Consider the following 20,617-nt stretch of genomic DNA (forward strand, 5'->3'; position numbering starts at 1 on the left):
TTTGGGATGTGTTCCGCAATTCCCCTCTCCGGCGTTCTGCCGACCGAGCACCTAACCCAAAAACCCTGAATACAAACGGACTTCCTTTTCAGGCTTGGCCAACTTCCTCAAGCGCAGCATCCCCTCGAAGTCTTACCTCCTCTTTTATCTCCGCGATGAGCCTGGCGATTGCGCGGCTTGATCCTAGAGTTTTTGGATCAACCCCGGCGACCGTCAACAATTCCTGCTGAGTCATAGGGTCGATCAGCTGAATGTTGAGTGAGTCAAACCTGATGGAGCACACGCACCTGGTGGGAAGGAACGCCGTCTCAATTATATGGCGTAACTCTAAGGTAGAGATCATCACGTGACCCTTTAAAACCAATGGATAGAGGCCTTTCGGCGCGGCGATGTGGCTTAGGGAACCTAAATGTAAAAACGTTCAAGTTAGTACATGTTAGTTTGATTTTTGAGACGTGGTTCACGCCTCGTAGCTGTTCCGACAGCCGCCGTCGTTTGCCCCTGCCGCTTGATGGGAAACCACTCTGTATACCTGCTGCTACGCTGTTCACTCCAACAGAGGATCGCCGATGCCAAACTCAGACCTGCTCCCTTCCTTGCTCTCCAGGCTGTACGAAAACCAGCTGGCCCTCGAAGCCTCGATCATGGAGTTATCGAACTGGGTCGAGCAGCGTGGCTCAGCCGATGTGGCGGAGAACATCCGCGGCGCTCTGCACACCATCGATGAGAACGAGGAGTTCATCAAGCTGACTCTGGCGGTTCTTATGTCGCCCGAGTGAAGTTGATCTGGCGCTGAGCGCTTCACTACTTGCAAGCAACCGACCACAGCTGATTGAGCTTCGTCGTGTAGCTCTGGCTCATCATTTCCCGGCGCATCCCCCACTCAGGGTTCGTCGGCACACTGGCCGACCTCAGTGTTCCCCTACCCCATCTTTCATTGATCTGGTCCAGCACGGTCATTACTCGGGTGGCCTCGGCCGGCTGGGACACCGCGAATAGATCGTCCGTGTATTCGCCTGGCTGGCACAGGTTGAGCAACATCACCTCGGCCTTGCTGTATTTGAATCCAGGGCGGTAGATGTGGTCGAGGGCATCGACGGCGGCTTTGGTCAGCAGCCGCACGTCGTCGGTCGGGTACGGCATATCCACCACTACCCCGTTGGCGTATTTCGCCTCATCCGGATTGAACATGCCGGTGCGGATGCAGACCCGGACTTTCTTGCAGAGCGAGTTTTGCGCGCGGAGCTTTTCTGAGGCCCGCATCATGTAAGTGGCCACGGCCTCCTTGATAGGAGCCAGGTCGGTCAGCCGCTTACCAAACATGCGACTGCAGCAGATCTCTTGCTTCGGTGGGTCGGGCTCATCCAACTCGAGGCAGGAGGTGCCTGCGAGTTCCCGTGCCGTCTTCTCGATCACAACACTGAATTTCTTGCGGAGCGTCCAGGGGTCGGCCTTGGCCAGGTCCATCGCTGTCTTGATGCCCATCGTGTCCAGGTGGAGCTTCATTTTTCGGCCAACACCCCAGACCTCGGACACATCTGTATTGCGCAGCACCCAGTCCCGTTTGATTGGATCAGTGATGTTCACCACGCCACCGGTTTGGGCCTGCAAGCGCTTGGCGGTGTGGTTCGCAAGCTTTGCCAGCGTCTTTGTATTGGCGATGCCGACGCCGACGGGGATGCCGGTGCACCGCAGCACCTGCGCGCGGATCTGCCGGCCGAGCGCGTCAAGCCCTCCAATACCGGTGAGGTCAGCAAAGGCTTCGTCGATGCTGTAGATCTCGACTGCGGGCACCATGCTCTCTATCAGCGTCATCACTCTCTCGCTCATGTCGCCGTAAAGCGCGTAGTTCGACGAGAACGGGACGATTCCGTGCTGTTTGAGCTTCTGTTTAATCTGGAAATACGGCTCGCCCATCTTGATAAAGGGCTTGGCGTCGTAGCTTCGGGCAATCACGCAGCCGTCGTTGTTGCTCAGCACGACAATCGGCGTTTTGGCGAGGTCAGGCCTGAATACACGCTCGCAACTTGCGTAGAAGCTGTTGCAGTCGATCAGAGCGAATACTGGCGGATTAGACATGGCTGCGCACAGTACTGGTGATCACGCCCCAGATCGATAGCTCGTCGCCTTCCAGCACGTATCGCGCCGGGTACTTCGGGTTTTCGGAAAGCAGTATCACCTCCTTGCCGCGTTTGCAGAGCCGCTTGCACATGGGGTCGTTATTCAGGAGGGCCACAACTATGTGCCCGTGCGCAGGCTCAATTGAGCGATCCACCACTGCCAGGTCGCCTTCGAAAATTCCCGCACCCTGCATGCTTTCACCGGTAATCATCACCAGGTACACATGAGGAGCCCTGATATTCAGTACTTCATCTAGGGAAATGTGCTGCTCGATGTGATCGGCCGCCGGGGACGGGAAACCCGCCGGCACATGAAAAGAGCAGAGAGGCAGTTTTGCACCGCCGCCCGCAATTGGACCCAGGATGTTGAAGCTCATGGTGCTGCCTTATGCAAATACTGTACGAATGTACAGTTAATAACGCAGATGGCTTGCGGTCAATTTGGCGTAAGAGATATCTGACAAGCGGACGCGTCAGCCCAATTCATCTGCGTACGCGGCGACAGCCTCTTCTGTGAGTTCCCGCCACTCGTTGCTGTCGATTATGCCGCGCTCTTTCATATCGTCAGCCAGAGACAGGCGCCTCTCGTAACGCTCTTCCGGTGTGGCTGAGATGAAGTCCGGATCGTTTCGCAGGGAAAACCACGCCTCCATTGCGTTGATCTGATCGATGTTGATTGCCATGACGAATACCCGGGGCCAGTGTCTACAGTGTAGAGATTGGCCTGGCCCGCGGCTGTTCATTGAGGCCGACGAGCGGAGACGACTATGTGCGGAAGACTTTCCCAGTACAGCGGCATCCACGACTTTGTTGCGGCTTTGAGCATGCCCAATGCCCTGGCGAACTCCGTCGGTGAATTGCCACTCGAGCGCTACAACGTTGCCCCGACAACCCAAGTCGCCCTACTCCACCTGCAGGGCGACCTGCTGCACGCCGACCTGGTGCGCTGGGGATGGCGGCCGCACTGGGCCAAAGACCGCGCCGCCCCCATCAATGCCCGCGTCGAGAAGGTGGCCCACGGCCCGTTCTTCAGGGCGATCTGGCCACACAGGGCAATCACACCGATCGATAACTGGTTTGAGTGGGTTGATGAAGGCGGACCGAAGAAACAGCCCTACCTGATCCGCCGGCGGGATGGCGAGCCCGTGCTGTGCGCCGCCATTGGACAACTGCCCGACAGCGATGAAGGCCCAGGCGAGCATGATGGCTTCGTGATCATCACCGCCGACAGCGCCGGCGGCATGGTGGACATCCACGACCGGCGCCCGGTGGTGCTGACGCCGGACTTGGCCCGGGAATGGTTGGACCCGGCCACGCCCAAGGAGCGCGCCGAGCAGATGGTGCTGCACCAGGGCGAACCGGCCGAGGCCTTCGAGTGGTTCAAAGTCGACACGGCCGTGGGCAATGTGAGGAATAAGGGGCCAGAGCTAATCCAGCCGATCGAACCGGCATTGAAATAACAGGCAACATTCTCCCGAATGGAACTGGAGGCGCCTTTCTATTGGTGGTCTAAGGTTTTCCTTGCAATCAAATTGAGTCGTAACAAGGAGAAAGTCATGTCCAAGTCTGGAGGCGGCAAGAGCAATTCCGGTTCGACTGGTAAAGGCGAAGGCGGCGGAGGCTCCAAAGCGCCCGCGGTTCCAAACCTTCCAAGTACCACGGGCAAACCTTCCGGCGGCGGCCGAGGAAATGCCGCACCCAAAGCCAAGTAAACTCTAGCAGCCACCCACCCTTCGTGGGTGGCTCTCATTTCGGGCGTGCACTCACTTCCCTCACATACGCCTGGCACGCCCGCAGCGCAATTACGGCGTTATCCCCATCGTCGGTGATGGCGATAATTCGTTGAGCATGCGCTGGGTCAAGTTGGGCTCGACGGGCTGCATGAACCACGCCGACGGCGCCGGGGGCGGAAGGCACGTTGCAACTACTGGCTGGATCCTCGGCAAGGAGGACTGACAGGCGCACATCAGCAGTGGCAAGGCGATCGCGCAAAAGAGCCTGGCTGCGTTGGGCATCGGATAATTCCCTGGTGTGTTGTTGGTCCTGGGCGGCGAGCTTCTGCTCTGTGGCCAGGCGCTTGTCCTGCTCGGCGCGAGCCCCAGCCGCCGCGGCATTGCCGATTGAGGTCAGGTCGGCCTCAAACTGGGCACCCTGCTCTGCCAGTAACTTCCCGAGGCGCCAGTCCTGCACCTGCCAGGTGCCCGCGGCGCTGATCGCCATCGCCAGCAGAATCGCGGCCAGGGTCTGCCCGGGCGTCATGCCAGCACCTTCAGCGCCTTCTCGTACAGCGCTTGGCGGTCGGCCAACCCATTCAGGCCGCCATTGATGCGCCGGGTGATCTTCACGAACTCGCCTTGATCCGCCAGCGTGTTCAGGCCTTTCGTAGACCAGAACCAGGCCGCCGACATCGCAGCGTACTGCGGCTGTTCCAACAGTGTGGGTTGATTGATCAGGTCCAGGCCCAGCGCCTCGCCGCAAGCCGCATTGTTCGCACGGCCCGTTATCTGGATCAGGCCCCGGCCACGGTACTTGAAGCCATCACCCGGCACGTTATTGCCGAGGTCGACGCGGCCTTCGTAGCCGGCCTGCTGCGCCGTCGGCCCCCAGATCTCGCGCACGTAGCGCAACTGGCCTGACTCATGCCCGACCTGGGCGATAAATGCCGCGATACGCAGCTTGGTAACGATCCCATACTTGCCCATGGCAGCATTCAGGACAGGAACAAAAACGCCGGCTTGGCGGCCGGCGTTCGGTAGAATCTGCAGCAACTGCTGCTGGATGATGGGCATGCTTGTCTCCAGATAATAAGCTTATAATAGGGTTGGATGTTTAAGAGTTTTTCAGCCGGCGACAAATAATGCGTCTACGGAAATTCAGATATCACTTGGTAGCGCGCTAAAAAACTGCGCAGATATAAACCGGAAATTTTAGGGACGAAATATGACCGATGAAAATGTTTACCTAAGTTCAAATCAAGCCGACTTGCTTAGCTGCCTTTATAGAGCTGTAAACCGCTATAAAACAAACAGAATGTGGACCCCTAACAGTTTGGAAATAGCCAAGTATGCCGAGCACTTATTCCCGGATATCGGAAAAATAAATGTGACAGATATAAAAGATTTTATCACATCATCCGAAGCGATAGTGCTAGTCAGAGCGCATCCCCTGCCTAATCTGAAAACCAGCTTTAATGAGGCCATCGTTAAGACCGAAAAATATCAGGAACTTAGTGATTTTCTGCTCACCGCGAAGATGGAAACCTACTAAGCACGAAATAGCCATCTAGCATGGATATCTACTCACTGTGGTTTAATCGGTCGACTCTCTTTTTTGGGAAAATCAGGGTTATCAGCCGTCCACTTTCGTAGGGCCAGCCAATACTTCTGCCACTGCTGGGCAGTGCCGGGAATGCCTTCCTCCCCGTACTCGATGGCAGTGACGTTTTGCTGGGCCAGTGGCATTTGCGAGTCGCGCCACTGGTTTTCTGTGAGAATGTTCTCGGCGTAAATGACATCCTTCGGCACTTCCCATTCGCCGGTCATTAGCGCCTGATGCCTATCACTAGGGCGATCGGAAACCATTTGCACAATTGTTCCGCCTATAAGTAGTGCGTATTCGTCAATATCAATCTCCTCAGCTAGATTGACCACAAATCCTTCATTGTTAAATAACATCCTCATCATCTTCCTCCAGTAATTGAAACGCCGTAGAAAGGACGATCAATAAAAGCTCCGCTAACCCTGTTTACTACGTCAACATAGGCAAGATTTAGAGCCACAGGATACGCCTGATTCCCCTGATCTGTAGCAATCAATGCATTAGATAAGCATACCGGCACGTAGTTAACGTTCGTCATAGGAGTAATGAAATTTATGCGATAAGTTCCGACAGCACTGCGAGTCACACTTGCGACATTGTAGCTTCCTTTGATCGCACCAGTTGTCCCGTCAAAGTTAACCCATGCCGTAGATAGTTGCTGTGGAGACCCGGTCATCTTTGAATCCAAGGCCGTCTTGAGGTCCGCCTGATCCGAGAGCGTTCCGGTAATCGCCCCCCAGATGCCGCCCGTTGGCAATGGCACCCATGTTCCCGCACCACTCAATACTTTCAGTCGATCAGCGATTGAGGCCACAGGCACCAAACCTTTGACACCCGCAGCAGTTGGCGTTGCGCCCACCATTGCCGCGAGGCCTTGCCTCAACTTGTCGAATCCATCAGCAGTCAGAGCGCGCAGCGAAGTGATGTCGTTGTTGTCACCGCTCGCTGCCTTGCCTTCGGTAACCTCTTCAGCGCGGTCTGCGGAGTCTTTAGCCGCAGCAGCTGAAGCTGCCGCCGCTTGCTCCGACTGGATAATAGAATCACGAGCTGTTTCAGACCGTTCGGCAGCCTCCCCGGACGTCTGGGCTGAGCTCTGGCTTTGCTGAGCGGCCAGCTGCGCGGCGTTCTTGTTGTCACTCGAAGCCTCAGCGGCAGTGGTTGCGATGTCCGCCTGATCAGTGGCCACAGCCTTCGACTGCCCTGCTGACTGTGCCGCCTCGGTTGCGGCCGCAACCTGCTCCTGCATGTCAGCAACACCACTCGCAATCACCTGAGTGGCAGCCCGCAAGGCATCAGCCGAATCTTTGACGTACCCCTGCATAGGCGCCAGCGAGTAAGCACCCGCAGTCACGGCTGCGCCCTGATAATCTGGCGCGACCGAGAGCGCCGTATTACTGGCGATATTGATGACTTCGTACCACTCACCGTCAGGCCCGCGGAACGCATCACCGACGCGAGCGTTCGCGATGAAGGATGTGCCAGTGCCGAGCACGGCATTGCTGCCAGGTGTCACAGCAACTGTGCCTGTTTTGTACCAGGTCATATAAATCCCCTAAGAAATAGGCTTGGCAAATACGATAGGAATGAAGAAATTAACGGAGTTATTTACACCAATAATGTAAGGCTCAAGTCTATTAGTGCCGTAATTCCACACAACATATAGCTTTGCTGCTCTCGTCGAATTACCACCTACATCCATGCCCACATTGTTTACAAGCATGTAATCTCCGGTATCTAGTGGAGAATATGCTGTCCAATTAGATCTGGTCGTACCCTGCCCCGTCTGACTCGAACCCGTATATGTCCAACTGGTGATTGTCCGGGTGAACTGCGCACAAGGGGTTCCGCTATCGAATAGTAAATTGGAGGCGCCATCCCATAGCCGAAGACCATATTTTGCAAGCTCACGCGATTTGAAGGCAGCACAAAAGTAATTACCAGCACCAGCAGACGAGAATGAAAACCCAGTCCAATTTCCCGGGCCGCCACTGATGGTGGTGTACTGGAAGGTAGTGCTACCGTCAGGACGGACAAATACCAAAGGAGGCTCGGCCGTAGTAATGGCGGGGGAGAACACGGCGCCGCCCGAGTATCTGCCAGACTGTACAATCACAAGTCTGGAGAACTCAGAGTCGAGCGTTACCACGTCGTTATTGTTGGTAAACGTCAAGCCGAATGTCATCTACCTATCCTTCATAACTAACAACCGCTGAGGACCAAGTCCATTAATTGCATTAACTGCCCCGGTACGATTGCCGAACCAAACTGTCACCCCGCCAGAGTAAACCGCTGGCTCGTACTGAACTGCGTAGTTATTTTGGGCATTTGGGTCTTGAGGGTAAGCGCCAATCGGGATACAGACTGCGGAGTGTGTTGCTGGCGACACGCCAGGGATGGAAATATTGATGTACCTCTCACCTCCTGTAATGAATGCAACTACTGCAGAATAAACAATCCTCACAGTGAATGAGTTCTCATCCAGTTCCAACTTCCCTGTCGGCCCCCAAATTCTCATCCCGAAGCTCATGCCGTCAGATCTCCGAGCTGTACGCGCTTAACGTTGTTTTCGTCATAGACCTTGATCGCGCGATTGGTCATCGTCAGGCGCCCACCACCAGGTGCGGGTCCGTTGAACTCCAGGTTGCCCGCCTTATCAAGACGCCAGCCTTTTACCCCCGCAACGTAATCGTCGGACTGCAGCGCCTGTCCGATCTTCAGCATGGTGATGCTGCCGTCCTGGATGAAGGCCGAGCGCATGAAGACTTGCCCATCCTGCACCGTGAACGGCGTGAACGCCTGGCCTCCGGCCAACGTGCTGACAATGGCGAAACGATCGGCACTCACGAGGAACTGGCTTTGAAGCACACCTTCTTCATCCTGCTCGATACCCAAGCCAAAGCCGGCAGCAACCAATTGGCCGTCGGCATTCACCTGCATCTTCACGGAGTACATCGTTTTGAACTTGCCGTCGGTATCGGCCTGGGCCTCGCTCACGACCTGCACGGCCGCCGAAGTCTCTCCGATTTCTGCCCTGACCTGCTGAATTGCCTGAGAAGTCGCCTCGCGATCCGTAACCACCACGCTTTCGAGTTCGCTCACCGAGCCACTGACGTCGCCCACCTCAGCAGTGAGCTCGGTCTGCCGCTGCACCATGGCCGCATTCTGAGAGGCACGCGTCTTCACTTCTTGCGCAAAGCTCGCCGAAGCTTTGTAGCCCTGAAGCGCATCTGCAAGGTCGCCCTCCCCGGTGTCATCCCGATATGCCGCCTGCAAAGCCTGAAGGCTCGACGCAGCCGCCGTGACCACTCCATCCAGCTCGGTGATGCTGGTGGTGTTGATCTCAACCTGGCGCGCCAGTCCGTTGGCAGTGACAAGCACCTGGCCCACGTCCACCCAGTACGCGACGTTCGGCGGCGAAGTCTCTACCGGCACTAACTGCGTGGCCTGGTAGATCCGCTTGCCAACCACCACCAGGTCGCCTTCGAGGTAGACAGACTCGGGGTCGTAGGCCGACAGCCCATCAAGCGCATCGATCTGCGCCTGCAAGCCTGGGATTTTGTCGATCTCGTCGTTGATGTCCTGGCCGAGCTCCGTGCGCCCGACCTGGCCGGCGATCAGGTCCAGCACCGGCGCCGCATCGGCGCTGGCCATTCCCATTACACCGTTGCCGACGGGATAGAACGGCCCGATATTCCCGGTCCGGTCCACCAGGCGCGCCCAGAAGAAGAACTGCGCGCCAGCCTTTAGGGCCTGCATGCTGTAATCCGCCTGGGGGTAGGCCAGGTCTGCAAGTTTTGATGCCACGGACAGGTCATTGGCTTGGCCGTACCACATCTCGGTGCGCTGGGTATCCTCGGCGCCAGCAGGGAAACCCCAACGAATGCCGATACCGAACAGTTCGCTGGTGGTGGTCAGAAACGCCGCCGCCGGCGGCAGGCCAGCCTTCCCTTCCAGGCTGGTCAGATTGGAGCTCTTCCAGATCGAAGAGATCTCGAAGGCGCTCACCGATCGAACCCGGGCCAGGTAGGCGCCCGAGTAAATGCCGGTGACGTCCACGCTTGTCGCGCCTGTGCGCTGCAGCTTGATCCAGTTGCCGCTATCCTTGCGCCACTCCACGTCATACGCGACAGCGCCCGCCACAGCCGGCCATGAGATGTTCATGGTGCTGATTGCCAAGCCCTGATCCACGGAGTAGTTCGACGTGATGTCGACGCTTGCCGGTGCCGGTACGACAGTGATGGGCACAACACTGATTGGCCGCTCTTCCAGCCGGGCGCCGGTGTCGATGTGATCGAACTTGCTCGGGTCGTACTGCACAGCAGAGATTTCGAACACCCCAGGCTCCGGCCGCGCCACGCTCACAACGCGATAAAGCGGGATGGCCAGGTCGTCAGCGTCCAGCGCCCACACCAGTTCGCGCTCGGGCGGCACGGAGTAGGCAACGGTCACGGTGACCTGGCGCCCACTGACCAATTGCACGGTGCGACCCTCGCACTTGCCGTCGGGCAGGTTGAGGATAAGCCGGTCGCCGGGCTTGGCCTGGGTATCGCGGTCCAGGGTGATGACCTTGCCGTTCACCGCCGAGATACGCCCGCCCACCGGCCGGCCGGCCAGCAGTTCGTCTGCGATGGGGATCACGTATCCAGGCAGCGGGATGCGCCCGTCGAGGCCGACCTTGAAGGTAACCGCCCGATCCTTGGAGTTCGTGAGCAGCGCCCACTTGCCCCGGCGCTGGGCCTCGGATTCGCGGGTGCAGCCAATAGCGCTTATCTCCAGCGGGTTGTCGCCGTAGCGCCGCTGCAACTTGGCATCGGTCACAGCTGTGACGTCGGTGTCGAAGTTGTTCCCCGGGTTGTCGTAGCTGATCAGCGCCCGCGTGTAGCGGGTGCGCTCCGATGCGCTCGAGTAGGTGAACTTGCCATCGATGACATTCGCCCGGGTGTAGGCAAAGTCGAAGTCGGTAGCGCGCGGCATATCCGCCAGGGTGAATACCTGGCCCTGGGCCCAGTAGGTCATGGCCCGGTAAATCGCAGAGATGTCGCGCAGCAGTGACCAGGCGTCGGCCTTGCTCTGCAGGTTCAGGTTGCAAATGAAGCGCGGTTCCTGGCCACCCTTCCCGTCCGGCACCAGTTGGTCGCAGTACTGCGAGATGCGGTACAGCTCCCATTTGTCCACCATCCACGGCTTGATACGACGGCCAAGGCCGAAACGGTCGTTCGTGGTGATACCGAGCGTTGCCCATGTCGGGTTGTTGGTATACGCCTCTTTGAAGGTGCCATCCCATATACCCGTATAAGTCCGGGTCGAAGGGTCATAGTTGCTCGGTACCGACCATTTTCGAGCCTTGCAGCCCACGGTCACGGCCGGGATGCTGCGGAACTGTTCCGCCGAGAACTCAATGAAGAGCAGCGCGGTGTTCGGGTATCGAATCTTCGCGTCGATCACCTCGGTGAAGCCGGCAATCTGCATGGTGTCGGAGATTTTGTTGTTGTTCTGGTTCGCAGTCAGTCGAGTGATCCGCAGCAGCCAACCTGAACTCGCCCTCGGCAAATCGATGCGGCGCGTGCGCTCGTAGACGCTTGTAGTCTTTCCGGACACGGCCTCATTCAGCACTTCCTGGTAGGCACCGCCGTCAGTTGCCAACTCGACCTTGTAGCCAATCGTGTACCCGTTGATGCTCCCGCCCGAGTCGACCGATTGAAGTGCCGGCCAGGCAAAGCGCACGCGCACAGCAGAAAGTTGAGTGTTGGTGATGGCTCGAACCCAGGGCGTGCCACTGCGCAACTCCGTACCGATCGTTGTTTCGTTTGCGATCGAGGGGATGCCTTGGATATAGGTTTGGTCTACCGCCCCGGTGCGCCACTCCCATTTAACGTTCGGGAAGTTCATGTTGCCTTGGGGGTCTTGAAGCGGAGTGTTGTCGAGGAAGATATCGCGCGCGGTAGGTGTGCCTTCGAACTCTCCCTCGCCCACGGCGATCAGCATCTTTGCCATGGCGACAGAGCGCAGGCTATCCGGCGCTTCAGTAGGTGTTTTGGGCTTATCCGATCCGCCCTTGGCGCCATAAACGTCGATTTTGTGTGCTGCGCCCATGCTTTTCTCCAGGCAATAAAAAGCCGCCTCATGGGCGGCTGCGGTGCTGCAAGTGATAGTTACATGCGATCTTCTGCGTAGATCTCAGCGCTGATAATCGCGCCGCCCCACCGGCGCTCGCCGATGCAAAGCGGTACCGGGTTACCGGATGCCGTAGTGTTCTTGGCGCTGCCGAAGGCGTAGCCGGGGGTGTTCTCGGGCGCTGCGCTGGTCTTCAGGCCCGTAGCCTGAGGGCTCAACATCTGGATTACGCCACCCGCCGCAAGCGCAATCCCGGGCGCGGCAAGTACTTGAAACCCAGGGATGAACGACACGGCAATCAGTACCGCACCGATGATGGTCTGAATAAGACCCGCTCGCTTGCTGCCGGTAATAATCGGCGCAATTCTGATATCACCAGACCCCGAGAATCCCATTTCCTTTTCGCCTAGCGGGATAGTGCCGCGAAATACGGCAAACTCGATCCCTCGAGATTTTGCATTAGATATGAACCGTTCAAATCCAGGAATCTGCACGCACAGGGCCTTAATTGCCTCGGCAGGCGTGCGAACAGACAAGCGAAAGGAACGTCCAAACTGTCGCAACTGCCCATAAAGCAATACGTTGGTCATAGGTACGTAGTGGATTGCTGTTGCCGCCATAATTTTCTCCGCGCATAAAAAAACCGCCCGTAGGCGGTCTATATAAAATTTCATCACAAGCAGTTATTGAATGATTCCCTCAAATCTCGTCGACCCAGTTGTTGCCATGCCATGCGCTGATAGAGCTTCACAACGCTACCAGAGGAAGTCCGCTTGATATCAAGTACATCATCCGTCTGACTGTTCACGTCACTGCCGGCGATAAGTCGATACCCATCTGCGGTCTCGCTCATGATCGAGCTGGTTCGGTAGTCTTGCCAGGTTGGGTATACGCACAAGGCAAATGCTTTTGGGCTTTTCTTCGTGTTGGCCGAAAGCGCTGGCTCCCCTTTCAGCAAATCCGAAGGCGTTGTGCACCCACCCAGCATCGCCACCGCTACCGCCGCTATCAAAATCCGCATGTCGTTCTCTGCTGTTTGTCCAAAGCCTTAGAGGCTACGCTTCGAGCGGTAGTAAAGAAACATTCCAACCGGTATCGCTATCGCAAGCATCGCGCACAATATGCGCCCGCCACCATCAAACTTGGCCCAGCCGACAATGGCCAGGATTTCTCCGATGATCCAGGCCAACATCCATTCCGCAGTCGAATACTCACGCGGCTGTGAGGGTTCGAGTTCCTTGGTTTTTGGCTTGTAAAGCGTCGAGCTCGAAATACCGGTACCAGGAATTCCAGTAGTGACCCGGGTGCCGCGCTTGCTGAGATTTACGGTTGCGCCCTTCACGCCCAGAGACGTGCTGATACCGCTCTTACTGAGGTTGATCTTTACGCCCGGGGCGATTTTTATGCTCTTCCTGATTCTGAGGGCCATGACTCAGTTCCTTTGAGAAAAAAGCAACTCTAGCACCAAAAATGCCACTACCAAGAATAACGCCCTGTCGGAACCTGTCCAGGCATCCAGCGTGGATGGAATGACAGTGGCGGGGCTGAGCAAATGCGTAGTAGCGTTGTGCCCAGCCTCTGCGAGTTCAGAGGAAACTCAACATTCTAGGGAAGAGCAGATGAGTAGTTTTCAGGGCGCATTGATAAGCGAACAGGGTCAAATTTTTGCCGTTGTATTAGTCAAACACCATATAACCGGCTCAACGAGCGCCGCTGATCGGGCGCGCGAAGGTTTTCAACCATTCTTCCCAAATGTTCCTGTAGTGCTCGCATCTCAAGACCCACGTGGAACATTTCGTTACCACGGCCGTCCCGACATCGCCAAATTTCTTGCAAAGCTCCACCCTTCCCAAATCCCTTGGAAGACCTACACCCACTAAATAAAGGATTCCCCAGTCCTTCGCCTGCAAGCCCAAGGACTGGGGTTGCGCCAATTTCGGCGCGGATAAAAAAGATAGGGAGATCTACGTGAGCGACAGCGATTTCAAGCCCAGAGAATCTTTTACCATCGACTGGAAACGCCAGTACGACGTTGGGCCTTCGGATGAGCACCTGCATGCGATGGGACAGTTCATCGTCAATTACTCCGCAGTCGAGTGGCAAATTTCGGAGCTTTTTGCCTTTTACCTCAAGATGCCTGTGGCAGAGGCTCAAAAGCTATCAGTTGAAGCCAATGTCTCAATGGCAGGGATGATCAGATACGTTCAGGGGCGAATTTCTGACTCAAAACCCCAGGACCGACAAGCAGCAGACGACCTGCTTTTCACGCTGAAGGCTTTCGATAATGTCAGCAACCTCCGACATAAAATAGTGCATTGGCAATGGGGGCTAAATGAGGGTCAAACAGCTTCGTTAACCGATCTGATTAAGCCAAAGGGCGCCAACAAATCCAATGCAACACTCAAAATCAGTGAGCTAAGAGATCAGTGCCTGAAGCTCATGAGAATTCTGCAGGCGATTTCAATAAATGGCGAAATCCTCAGAGGTGTCAGGACGCGCGCTCAGATTCTAGAAATCCGCACAGGTACATCTCCTGAAAAGCTCTTTCGACCCTAGATCTGGAAATTGGCCAGTCATCTATCTCCTCAAGCACGGCCAGGCCAGCTTCGACCATCGCTGCTGATACGGGAATATCTTCAGCACAGAGACTTGACTCACAGTTGCTCAAACGAACATCGTCCATCGCCAGCCTCCGTTCTCATAATGTTCGGTACTTTGCGTCTTTGTGCCTGAGGATCAGGCGTGTCCGGTCATGCCAGGGCCCGCCGTAGACGATGATCTCGGACGGCCTGCCGTACAGGTGGTGCAGCAGGAATGGCCCCGGGCCGAACGCGCCTGACTCTTCACCAGGTAACGCCGGATCAGTGCCCAGGTAGATTCCGGCGTGATTCGGGTGAGCCGTGCGCCCTACCTGCATAACGATCATGTCACCGCGCTGCGGTCGGTCGACGCGAACAAAGCCGGCCGCCTCATAGTGCTGCTCGTACAGGCTGGCGTTCTCCGCACTCTCCCACCAGCCGTCGGTGCGCTGGAAGGCTTCGAACTCAATCCCCCACTCCCGCTGATACCAGTCGGCGCAGACTTGCCAGCAATCCCATGCCCCGTGCACAAACGGGCGCTTGAGCAGCGGCGTGCCGCCCGTTGGCGTGATCGTGCGCATGTCGCCCTCGGGCCACGACAAAATGTGCCAGGGCAAGGCCGTGGCCTCGCACATGGCCAAGTCATGGGGTGACGGCCTGCTGGTGGCGTCCGGGTGCGAGTGAACGATGCCGATCACTTCGCCCAAGTCTTCCGCCGCGGCGTAGTCCTCGGGGTCAAGCCGGAACTCTTCGTTTGGCTCCGTGGAAATGTTCGTGCACGGGAAGTACTTCTGCTTGCGCCCGATGGCCAGCAGCAGGCCGCAACATTCTTTCGGATACTGGGCCGTCGCATGCGCCTGGATGGCCGCAATGATGTGTTTACGCATAGTCAGCTCCGGGCGATGAGGGAAACGGCGGGGAATCCACCGAAGGACAATTCGTTGTTCTCGCCGAAGCGCAGCTTGCAGGACGACAGGCACCCCTTGCACTGGTCCAGTGCTGGGTCATCCGTGGGGTTGTCCTCGTCGTCGAACATGGCCGCGCCGATGTAGCCGCAGTCCGGCCCCCGGTAACCATTGGTCATGGCCCAGTGGCAGAACGTTGTCATCTGGCGGCCGGGCAATCCGTGGTTGTCGATCTCTCCCGGGGAAGACAGCTCCCACACCACCGCTTCGCCGTCCTCGCTGGTTTTCTGGTCGATGTACCAGATCTCCAGCGCCTCCTGAGTCGGGTCAGCAGCTGGGTTACCGTCAGGGAAGTTCGCGGCGTCCAGGTACTGGGCCAGGGTCTCGCGAACCGTCAGTTTGAACTTGAGCATGTCCTCGAAGGCCAGGCACAGCGCCGTGACGCGCCCGTTGACGTTGCCGGCGGCGAAAGTCGGCCGAGAGGCGGTGCCGTCGCTGCTCGAGGAGAAACCCTCAATCTGCACCGGCCAGGCCGCGTACTCCTGGCCCTGCCAGATAATCGACTTGGCGGGTAGATCATCTTCGGAGCCCTCGTAGGCCAGCAATTCCTCGGGCGTGTGTGGGATAGCGTGACCGTGGAAGCGCAGGTAATCGGCGCCGTACTCAGTCCCGTCAATTTCAAACAGGCGAATCTCGCCGCCGGGCTCCAGCTTCTGGATGTCCGTGATCAGTGCCATGGGCGATTATCTCAAGGGTGAAAGGTTTGTTCGAAGGTTGCGGTGATGGCGTATACCTGGCCGCCACGGTGAACTGGCTTGTAGCCGTTGCACTTGTAGAGCCCAAGCGCGCCGAGAGGTGGCGTCCAGAGAAACGCCTTTGCCCCTTTGTGCTTGTCGAGGAACTTCCTGATCTCCAGGATTCGCGCGGCCATACCGGTAAACGTCACCGGCCAGGATTCCGACTGATTATTCAGTCCGTCCTCGACCGTCTGCTCATAACCATCGCCAAACTTTTTGGCCCGGACGCGCTGGGTGATATCACCCTCCGCGCCCTTCTCCGTTGCCCAGATGAATCGCTCGATAGCCATCATCGCCCCTTGATTGCATTGTTGATGACGCCGCCCTGGCGCATATCCTTAGAGCGCAGTTCCTGATATTTCTGCTCTACGAACGTCGCCAGTTCCTTGCCGAAGAGGTCGTAGCCAGATGCGTCGGCGGTGGACGATGCATTGCCATCGCCATCGATGTGCACCTCGACATTGATCTGCGTTCCGCCAGCCCCACCGCCGCCCATGGCCATAACCCCAAGCTTGCCGCTCGAAGTCCGGGTCAGGGGCATAATTGCCTCCTCCCCAGCCTCGCCCATGACGCCGGTATTGCCATTGGCCATGCCGAACGCTGTGGGCTTGCTGACGATGGAGTTCGTGAAGGCGCCGCCATCGGCAAACAGCTGCACACCGCCCGACCAAGCGCCGCCCTTCGCTTGCGGGAAATACGCGCTGGAATAACCGTCTGCAGATGCACCGAGGTTCGACGAATTCGCCCCTGCTGAACCTGCAGCCAGCCCATTTCCACCACCGCCGCCACTGAAGTAGCTGAGCCCAGCACCAAACAGACTGCTGAGCAGAGCAGAACTTGCCTGCCGGGTGGCAATGCGCGCCATGTCGGCCAGGATTGATTTCGCGAAGTCAGCAAACGACAGCTTCCCAGTCATGGCGAAGTTGACGACGGCATCCTCCATGGAACTGAAGGCGTTACCGAACAGCGTCTTGGTCTGACCAGCAATGTTCCTCGCCGAATCCAGATAATTCGCCCAAGCCGACGTAGCACCATTGGTCCAGTCGCCCTGAGCGGCCTCAACGTCCGCATAGTTTTGCCGGATCTGGTCGGTAGCCGCCTTGTTCGCGTCAGCGAGCGCCTGCGACTTCCGCTTGAACTCCTCTTCCGACATGTTGCGCGACGGGTCGGACTTTTGGTTGGCGAGTTCCAGCGACTGCTGAGCAAACCGGTCTTGCTGGCCGTTCAGTTCGCCGCTGAGCGCGTTCTGGCGATCGCCCTGCCCTACGCCAATAACCGCACGTTGGCCGGCAAGCTCCAGGGCTCGCTGTTGTTGCCCGAGCGCCTGCACATATGTGCTGATCGCCCGCTCCTGCTTGGCGAGTCGCCCAGTCTCATTGGTCGCCAACACCTCAAGCTGGCTGTCGGCATCCTTCTGCGCCTTGACCATCGCTGCGCGTGCGTCAGCGATCTTCTGGTCCAGCTGGATGCTTTGCGCGGCCGACGTTGTCTTCTTGCCCTTGGCGGCTTCCAGCGCGGCAATCTCGGCCTGGTAGGCTGCCGTCGTTTGGTCGAGTTGGTTGCCGATCAGCGCCTGGCGCCTGAGAAGATAATCTTCCTCAGACAGCAGGCCAGCCTTCTGCGCCGCTTCCAGTTCCTTCTGGTAGTTCTTGTAGGTGTCGGTGATCGCCGCCAGGTCGTTCTTGGCGTTGTTGAAGCCGGTCAAGTCGACTTGCGTGCCAGCTGCTTTCGGGTCCTTGTTCTTCTCGGCGATGTTGGCCAGGCCTTTGGCGACAGCCGCAGGGGTGACGTTCTCGTCGTTCGGGTTGGCTTTCCGCAGCGCCTCAACGTCGCGCAGGTACTCCTTCTGCAGCTTGTTGCGCTTCTCTAGAGGCGTGAGATTTGCGTCGTTCTGAGCTTTCAGGCGAATTGCCGCCTCAAGACCTGCCTTCTGAGTCTCACCCTCAAGCTGATGAGCAGATCCAATCGCCCGTTCGGTATCCAGTTGCTGCTTGCGGAATGTCAGCTCCTGCTCAATGTCCGCGATGCGCTGCTTGGCGTCGCCGTCCTCGAAACCAGTGCCCACCGTCGATTTCAGATAAGCGAGCTTCTGAGTCAGATCAGTGATCTGCTTTTGAGCGCTCTCTGCACGGCCGATATCACTCAGCGCGTCCAGAGTCTTTTTGGTCTCGTCGCCGACACCTTTCCACGCCCGCTCCCACAGACTTAGGTTCTGGATGATCTGGCTAGATCGGTCTTTGATCGTGTCTGCGTAGGTGTCGGTCAGCAGCTTGGTAGCGCCGATCGTGTCGCCCTGCTCCTTCAGCGCAACGATCTGAGAGTAAACCGAAGCTGTCAGGAAGTGGTATTGGTCGTTCAGCGACTTGGCGGCAGCTACCGGGTCGTCTGCGATCTTCACAAACTCGGCGATGGTTGAATCGACTGACTTTCCGGTCGCCTTCTCCATCTCCAGCGCTGCTTCGGTGATCTCCTGGAAGCTGCCGCTCGCGATCTTGCCTGATCCAGCCAATTGGGCCAGAGCCGAGGCAGCCGCGCCAGTGGTGCCCACGGTTGCACTGACCTGACGCGCTACATCGGCGAGCTGGCCAGCGCTTGTACCTGCGTAATTTCCGGTCAAGATCAGCGATTTGTTGTAGTTGTCCTGCTCCTCGCTGCCCTTGTAGTAGGCATATGCGAGGCCGCCAACAGCAGCCGTTGCAAGCGCCATCGGCCCCAGGATTGCGAGCAACCCGGCGGCGCCTGCTCCAGCGCCGGCACCCAGTTGAGCAACCGCACGCACACCGCTACCCCAGTCGCCCGAGGAGAGAGCATTGCCCAACTGCACTACGTTTTCCTGCGCCTGGCGGGTGCCGAGGCGAAGTTTGTCGAAACCGGTGGTGGTCTTTTCGAGTTTGGCGTAGTCCTTGTCGATCTTACCCAGGGCAGTGTTGTACTGATCCTGGCTGATGCGGCCGGCGTCCAGGTGTTTGCCCAGTTGCTCGACCTGCGTATCTAGCTTCGCCAGTGCAGCACGGGCCGGGTCGATGGCACCCAGAAGGCTATTCAGGGCCTTTTGCTCGTCCATGGCGGACTTGGCCAGGGCTACCTGCTGCTTGTCGAGCTGCGCCGAGATCTTCGCGGCCTCGGCCTCACCATAGGCGCCGGTCTTGGTCAGCTTCGCCAGGGCATCACGCTGCTTTGCCAGGTCCTGTGTGGTTTTGGCGCTGGTAGACAGCGACTTTTCCAGGGCCTGCATTTCGTTCATGAGCGAAACGGCGGACTGCTCGGCTCGGCCGCCGGCCTTCGCCATTTCATCCAGACTCGTTTTTGCCTGGATTGCATCGGCCGAGTCGATCTTGACGCCGAGTTCTGCAATGTTCATCGACTCACCTTGAATAAGTGCCCGTGGTTACGGGCTGTTTTCCCTTTCCTCCGCCATAACGCGCAGGGCTTCGCCTTCCAGCACCTGAAGGTCAGGGAAGATTTCAGCGAGTTTCTTTTTCTTGATGCCGAGGAACCCGGCCACGTCGCGGATGCAGCTGTAGTCGAGGCCGATCGCGCCACCGGCACCCGCCCGCCACTGAGTCGACATCCGGTTGAACAGGAAGAACGCCGGCCAGTTGCAGGGCCAGACCTCGGTCACATCTTCAAGGTCACCCGGGGTGAGCCCGAACAGGCCCATCAGCTCAGCAGGTGCCGCCGGTGCGTAGAGTGCGCGGGCGGCGTCCGTCAGTTTCCCAAGCGGGCCTGATTAAATGCGCTCTGGTAGGCATTCACGACCGCCTCAGCGGCGCCCTGGCAGGAGGTCACCAGCGCCCGAATGCTCTTGTCGTCAAATTTGTCATCGAAGCCCCAGCCAACCACCAGGTCCTTGATCTGCTGCGACTGCTGCTCAGTGTCAGCAGCAACAATTTCGGAAAGCGTTGGGCTTTCGCCCAGGGCGGTCCGAGCTTCATCGCGCTTCAGGTTCCACTCATCAAACAGAGCGGCAAGCCCCGGGCGATCCCGATACTTAAAGGTGAACTCGATTTTCTCGGGCTCCCCCCCAACGATAGGGATCGACACGTAGGCCTTGAACGTCGGGTTTTGGGCAATTCTGATCTTTGCCATGGGTTACGCCACCGCCGTCAGGTAACGGGTCGGTTCGCCTTGCAGCGCCAGGTTGACGGTGCGGGTCAGCAAGTTGCTGCGGGACACAGTCGGCTGATTGGAGAACGAGGTGAAAGCGCCGTAGAACAGTGTGTCGTTGCCCGGCAGGTTCAGGCGCGCAGCCTGAATGGTCTGGCTGGCATCCGCTGCACGCAGGATGGCGTTGAACGCCTGGCCCGGGTCATCCGCAATGGTCAGCGCCAAGCTGGCCGCTGCTTTGTCGGTTGGCATCTGGCGGCCCTGTTTGTCTTCCAGGAACACCACATCCAGATAGTTCTGGGTGCCACCCGCGAAAGCCACATCGGTGATTTGCGGAATCTGTACCCAGGTCAGCACCTTCTTCAGCGAACCGATGCCGGAGCCCGCCGGGTAGACCTGCACGTCGGTGGTGTCGATTCCTTCGAGGGTGATGGCAGTGGCAGTAGCCACCTTCACACGCACAACCCGATTGCCCAGGCGAGTCCAGCCGGATGTGACAATCACGATGTCGCCAGCCGAAAGCGTACCGCCAGTTACAGTTGCCACGGCCTCAGCCGCGTTGCTCAGCGCCGAAAACGGGATGTCCGGGCCATAGGTGGCACCGTGCTGGAAGGTGCCTCCGTCCGGAATTTTGTAGCCCATGGGTATTTCCTCTTTGCAGATATGAAAAAACCCGC

The 20,617-nt window shown here is 57.9% G+C and carries 25 protein-coding genes; 5 read left to right on the forward strand and 20 right to left on the reverse strand.

Annotated elements, in window-relative coordinates; translation table 11 throughout:
• Positions 1-88: 88 nt before the first annotated feature.
• Positions 89-343, reverse strand: a complete 255-nt coding sequence (locus tag AC07OJ_RS04100) for a DUF1652 domain-containing protein (protein ID WP_065905478.1) — start codon at positions 341-343, stop codon at positions 89-91.
• A 226-nt stretch (positions 344-569) separates the two neighbouring features.
• On the opposite strand from AC07OJ_RS04100, the gene AC07OJ_RS04105 reads away from it, so the two are divergent.
• The gene (locus AC07OJ_RS04105) at positions 570-779 is read left to right on the forward strand and encodes a hypothetical protein (protein WP_315412901.1); all 210 of its coding nucleotides are present in this window, start codon (positions 570-572) and stop codon (positions 777-779) included.
• A gap of 25 nt (positions 780-804) precedes the next feature.
• Here AC07OJ_RS04105 and umuC read toward each other — a convergent pair whose 3' ends face one another.
• The 3 genes from umuC to AC07OJ_RS04120 all read right to left on the reverse strand — a co-directional run bounded on the left by umuC (position 805) and on the right by AC07OJ_RS04120 (position 2,803).
• A complete protein-coding gene (umuC, locus tag AC07OJ_RS04110) occupies positions 805-2,079 on the reverse strand; it encodes a translesion error-prone DNA polymerase V subunit UmuC (protein ID WP_495094005.1) in 1,275 nt (424 codons plus the stop codon).
• Positions 2,072-2,497 carry a LexA family protein gene (locus AC07OJ_RS04115; RefSeq protein WP_065905481.1) on the reverse strand — a complete coding sequence of 142 codons (426 nt, stop codon included), beginning with the start codon at positions 2,495-2,497 and terminating at the stop codon, positions 2,072-2,074. Before AC07OJ_RS04115 ends, umuC begins: the two co-directional genes overlap by 8 nt.
• 96 nt (positions 2,498-2,593) lie before the next feature.
• Positions 2,594-2,803, reverse strand: a complete 210-nt coding sequence (locus AC07OJ_RS04120; protein WP_495094006.1) for a hypothetical protein — start codon at positions 2,801-2,803, stop codon at positions 2,594-2,596.
• 84 nt (positions 2,804-2,887) lie between these two features.
• Here AC07OJ_RS04120 and AC07OJ_RS04125 point away from each other — a divergent pair, with 84 nt between their 5' ends.
• A complete protein-coding gene (locus AC07OJ_RS04125; RefSeq protein ID WP_495094007.1) occupies positions 2,888-3,580 on the forward strand; it encodes an SOS response-associated peptidase in 693 nt (230 codons plus the stop codon).
• 286 nt (positions 3,581-3,866) lie between these two features.
• On the opposite strand, the gene AC07OJ_RS04130 is transcribed toward AC07OJ_RS04125, so the two are convergent.
• The gene (locus AC07OJ_RS04130) at positions 3,867-4,379 is read right to left on the reverse strand and encodes a lysis system i-spanin subunit Rz (protein ID WP_495094008.1); all 513 of its coding nucleotides are present in this window, start codon (positions 4,377-4,379) and stop codon (positions 3,867-3,869) included.
• The gene (locus AC07OJ_RS04135; RefSeq protein WP_495094009.1) at positions 4,376-4,909 is read right to left on the reverse strand and encodes a glycoside hydrolase family 19 protein; all 534 of its coding nucleotides are present in this window, start codon (positions 4,907-4,909) and stop codon (positions 4,376-4,378) included. Before AC07OJ_RS04135 ends, AC07OJ_RS04130 begins: the two co-directional genes overlap by 4 nt.
• A 151-nt stretch (positions 4,910-5,060) precedes the next feature.
• Here AC07OJ_RS04135 and AC07OJ_RS04140 point away from each other — a divergent pair, with 151 nt between their 5' ends.
• Positions 5,061-5,387, forward strand: coding sequence for a hypothetical protein (locus AC07OJ_RS04140; RefSeq protein ID WP_495094010.1), 327 nt, complete (start codon positions 5,061-5,063; stop codon positions 5,385-5,387).
• A gap of 32 nt (positions 5,388-5,419) precedes the next feature.
• On the opposite strand, the gene AC07OJ_RS04145 is transcribed toward AC07OJ_RS04140, so the two are convergent.
• From AC07OJ_RS04145 to AC07OJ_RS04175, 7 genes are all read right to left on the reverse strand, one after another.
• Entirely contained in the window at positions 5,420-5,794 is a 375-nt protein-coding gene (locus AC07OJ_RS04145) for a hypothetical protein (protein WP_495094011.1), read from the reverse strand.
• Between the two features lie 5 nt (positions 5,795-5,799).
• Positions 5,800-6,981, reverse strand: a complete 1,182-nt coding sequence (locus AC07OJ_RS04150; RefSeq protein WP_495094012.1) for a hypothetical protein — start codon at positions 6,979-6,981, stop codon at positions 5,800-5,802.
• 9 nt (positions 6,982-6,990) lie between these two features.
• The gene (locus AC07OJ_RS04155; RefSeq protein WP_315412916.1) at positions 6,991-7,620 is read right to left on the reverse strand and encodes a hypothetical protein; all 630 of its coding nucleotides are present in this window, start codon (positions 7,618-7,620) and stop codon (positions 6,991-6,993) included.
• A 341-nt stretch (positions 7,621-7,961) separates the two neighbouring features.
• Positions 7,962-11,531 (reverse strand): TipJ family phage tail tip protein, encoded by a 3,570-nt coding sequence (locus AC07OJ_RS04160; RefSeq protein ID WP_495094013.1) that lies wholly within the window; start codon positions 11,529-11,531, stop codon positions 7,962-7,964.
• A 59-nt stretch (positions 11,532-11,590) separates the two neighbouring features.
• Positions 11,591-12,172, reverse strand: coding sequence for a tail assembly protein (locus tag AC07OJ_RS04165; RefSeq protein WP_495094267.1), 582 nt, complete (start codon positions 12,170-12,172; stop codon positions 11,591-11,593).
• Between the two features lie 53 nt (positions 12,173-12,225).
• Positions 12,226-12,573 carry a hypothetical protein gene (locus AC07OJ_RS04170; protein ID WP_495094014.1) on the reverse strand — a complete coding sequence of 116 codons (348 nt, stop codon included), beginning with the start codon at positions 12,571-12,573 and terminating at the stop codon, positions 12,226-12,228.
• A 27-nt stretch (positions 12,574-12,600) separates the two neighbouring features.
• The gene (locus tag AC07OJ_RS04175) at positions 12,601-12,981 is read right to left on the reverse strand and encodes a DUF4236 domain-containing protein (RefSeq protein ID WP_495094015.1); all 381 of its coding nucleotides are present in this window, start codon (positions 12,979-12,981) and stop codon (positions 12,601-12,603) included.
• A 190-nt stretch (positions 12,982-13,171) separates the two neighbouring features.
• On the opposite strand from AC07OJ_RS04175, the gene AC07OJ_RS04180 reads away from it, so the two are divergent.
• Together AC07OJ_RS04180 and AC07OJ_RS04185 are read left to right on the forward strand one after the other, a co-directional pair.
• On the forward strand, positions 13,172-13,432 hold the full coding sequence (locus AC07OJ_RS04180; protein WP_495094016.1) for a hypothetical protein: 261 nt from the start codon (positions 13,172-13,174) through the stop codon (positions 13,430-13,432).
• Between the two features lie 88 nt (positions 13,433-13,520).
• Positions 13,521-14,108 (forward strand): hypothetical protein, encoded by a 588-nt coding sequence (locus tag AC07OJ_RS04185; protein ID WP_495094017.1) that lies wholly within the window; start codon positions 13,521-13,523, stop codon positions 14,106-14,108.
• A 142-nt stretch (positions 14,109-14,250) separates the two neighbouring features.
• Here AC07OJ_RS04185 and AC07OJ_RS04190 read toward each other — a convergent pair whose 3' ends face one another.
• From AC07OJ_RS04190 to AC07OJ_RS04220, 7 genes are read right to left on the reverse strand one after another with little or no spacing between them, the layout of a single operon-like run.
• Positions 14,251-15,018, reverse strand: coding sequence for a C40 family peptidase (locus AC07OJ_RS04190; protein WP_495094018.1), 768 nt, complete (start codon positions 15,016-15,018; stop codon positions 14,251-14,253).
• A 2-nt stretch (positions 15,019-15,020) separates the two neighbouring features.
• Positions 15,021-15,773: a phage minor tail protein L gene (locus AC07OJ_RS04195; RefSeq protein WP_495094019.1), complete on the reverse strand. Its 753-nt coding sequence runs from the start codon at positions 15,771-15,773 to the stop codon at positions 15,021-15,023.
• Between the two features lie 11 nt (positions 15,774-15,784).
• Complete coding sequence (locus tag AC07OJ_RS04200) at positions 15,785-16,123, reverse strand: phage tail protein (protein WP_495094020.1); 339 nt, start codon at positions 16,121-16,123, stop codon at positions 15,785-15,787.
• Positions 16,123-19,194 (reverse strand): phage tail tape measure protein, encoded by a 3,072-nt coding sequence (locus AC07OJ_RS04205; protein WP_495094021.1) that lies wholly within the window; start codon positions 19,192-19,194, stop codon positions 16,123-16,125. Before AC07OJ_RS04205 ends, AC07OJ_RS04200 begins: the two co-directional genes overlap by 1 nt.
• 27 nt (positions 19,195-19,221) lie before the next feature.
• Entirely contained in the window at positions 19,222-19,494 is a 273-nt protein-coding gene (locus AC07OJ_RS04210) for a DUF1799 domain-containing protein (RefSeq protein ID WP_495094022.1), read from the reverse strand.
• A 47-nt stretch (positions 19,495-19,541) separates the two neighbouring features.
• Positions 19,542-19,922, reverse strand: a complete 381-nt coding sequence (locus AC07OJ_RS04215) for a phage tail assembly chaperone (protein ID WP_457266463.1) — start codon at positions 19,920-19,922, stop codon at positions 19,542-19,544.
• A 3-nt stretch (positions 19,923-19,925) separates the two neighbouring features.
• Positions 19,926-20,582: a phage tail protein gene (locus AC07OJ_RS04220; RefSeq protein ID WP_495094023.1), complete on the reverse strand. Its 657-nt coding sequence runs from the start codon at positions 20,580-20,582 to the stop codon at positions 19,926-19,928.
• Positions 20,583-20,617 lie beyond the last annotated feature (35 nt).

The sequence above is a fragment of the Pseudomonas sp. GW821-FHT09C08 genome (assembly GCF_059418125.1).

What these genes read in the sequence shown, in the direction of transcription:
- AC07OJ_RS04100 (WP_065905478.1), bottom strand. Translation starts at nt 343, where the DNA reads ATGATCTCTACCTTAGAGTTACGCCATATAATTGAGACGGCGTTCCTT.
- AC07OJ_RS04105 (WP_315412901.1), top strand. Translation starts at nt 570, where the DNA reads ATGCCAAACTCAGACCTGCTCCCTTCCTTGCTCTCCAGGCTGTACGAA.
- umuC (WP_495094005.1), bottom strand. Translation starts at nt 2,079, where the DNA reads ATGTCTAATCCGCCAGTATTCGCTCTGATCGACTGCAACAGCTTCTAC.
- AC07OJ_RS04115 (WP_065905481.1), bottom strand. Translation starts at nt 2,497, where the DNA reads ATGAGCTTCAACATCCTGGGTCCAATTGCGGGCGGCGGTGCAAAACTG.
- AC07OJ_RS04120 (WP_495094006.1), bottom strand. Translation starts at nt 2,803, where the DNA reads ATGGCAATCAACATCGATCAGATCAACGCAATGGAGGCGTGGTTTTCC.
- AC07OJ_RS04125 (WP_495094007.1), top strand. Translation starts at nt 2,888, where the DNA reads ATGTGCGGAAGACTTTCCCAGTACAGCGGCATCCACGACTTTGTTGCG.
- AC07OJ_RS04130 (WP_495094008.1), bottom strand. Translation starts at nt 4,379, where the DNA reads ATGACGCCCGGGCAGACCCTGGCCGCGATTCTGCTGGCGATGGCGATC.
- AC07OJ_RS04135 (WP_495094009.1), bottom strand. Translation starts at nt 4,909, where the DNA reads ATGCCCATCATCCAGCAGCAGTTGCTGCAGATTCTACCGAACGCCGGC.
- AC07OJ_RS04140 (WP_495094010.1), top strand. Translation starts at nt 5,061, where the DNA reads ATGACCGATGAAAATGTTTACCTAAGTTCAAATCAAGCCGACTTGCTT.
- AC07OJ_RS04145 (WP_495094011.1), bottom strand. Translation starts at nt 5,794, where the DNA reads ATGTTATTTAACAATGAAGGATTTGTGGTCAATCTAGCTGAGGAGATT.
- AC07OJ_RS04150 (WP_495094012.1), bottom strand. Translation starts at nt 6,981, where the DNA reads ATGACCTGGTACAAAACAGGCACAGTTGCTGTGACACCTGGCAGCAAT.
- AC07OJ_RS04155 (WP_315412916.1), bottom strand. Translation starts at nt 7,620, where the DNA reads ATGACATTCGGCTTGACGTTTACCAACAATAACGACGTGGTAACGCTC.
- AC07OJ_RS04160 (WP_495094013.1), bottom strand. Translation starts at nt 11,531, where the DNA reads ATGGGCGCAGCACACAAAATCGACGTTTATGGCGCCAAGGGCGGATCG.
- AC07OJ_RS04165 (WP_495094267.1), bottom strand. Translation starts at nt 12,172, where the DNA reads ATGGCGGCAACAGCAATCCACTACGTACCTATGACCAACGTATTGCTT.
- AC07OJ_RS04170 (WP_495094014.1), bottom strand. Translation starts at nt 12,573, where the DNA reads ATGCGGATTTTGATAGCGGCGGTAGCGGTGGCGATGCTGGGTGGGTGC.
- AC07OJ_RS04175 (WP_495094015.1), bottom strand. Translation starts at nt 12,981, where the DNA reads ATGGCCCTCAGAATCAGGAAGAGCATAAAAATCGCCCCGGGCGTAAAG.
- AC07OJ_RS04180 (WP_495094016.1), top strand. Translation starts at nt 13,172, where the DNA reads ATGAGTAGTTTTCAGGGCGCATTGATAAGCGAACAGGGTCAAATTTTT.
- AC07OJ_RS04190 (WP_495094018.1), bottom strand. Translation starts at nt 15,018, where the DNA reads ATGCGTAAACACATCATTGCGGCCATCCAGGCGCATGCGACGGCCCAG.
- AC07OJ_RS04195 (WP_495094019.1), bottom strand. Translation starts at nt 15,773, where the DNA reads ATGGCACTGATCACGGACATCCAGAAGCTGGAGCCCGGCGGCGAGATT.
- AC07OJ_RS04200 (WP_495094020.1), bottom strand. Translation starts at nt 16,123, where the DNA reads ATGGCTATCGAGCGATTCATCTGGGCAACGGAGAAGGGCGCGGAGGGT.
- AC07OJ_RS04205 (WP_495094021.1), bottom strand. Translation starts at nt 19,194, where the DNA reads ATGAACATTGCAGAACTCGGCGTCAAGATCGACTCGGCCGATGCAATC.
- AC07OJ_RS04210 (WP_495094022.1), bottom strand. Translation starts at nt 19,494, where the DNA reads ATGGGCCTGTTCGGGCTCACCCCGGGTGACCTTGAAGATGTGACCGAG.
- AC07OJ_RS04215 (WP_457266463.1), bottom strand. Translation starts at nt 19,922, where the DNA reads ATGGCAAAGATCAGAATTGCCCAAAACCCGACGTTCAAGGCCTACGTG.
- AC07OJ_RS04220 (WP_495094023.1), bottom strand. Translation starts at nt 20,582, where the DNA reads ATGGGCTACAAAATTCCGGACGGAGGCACCTTCCAGCACGGTGCCACC.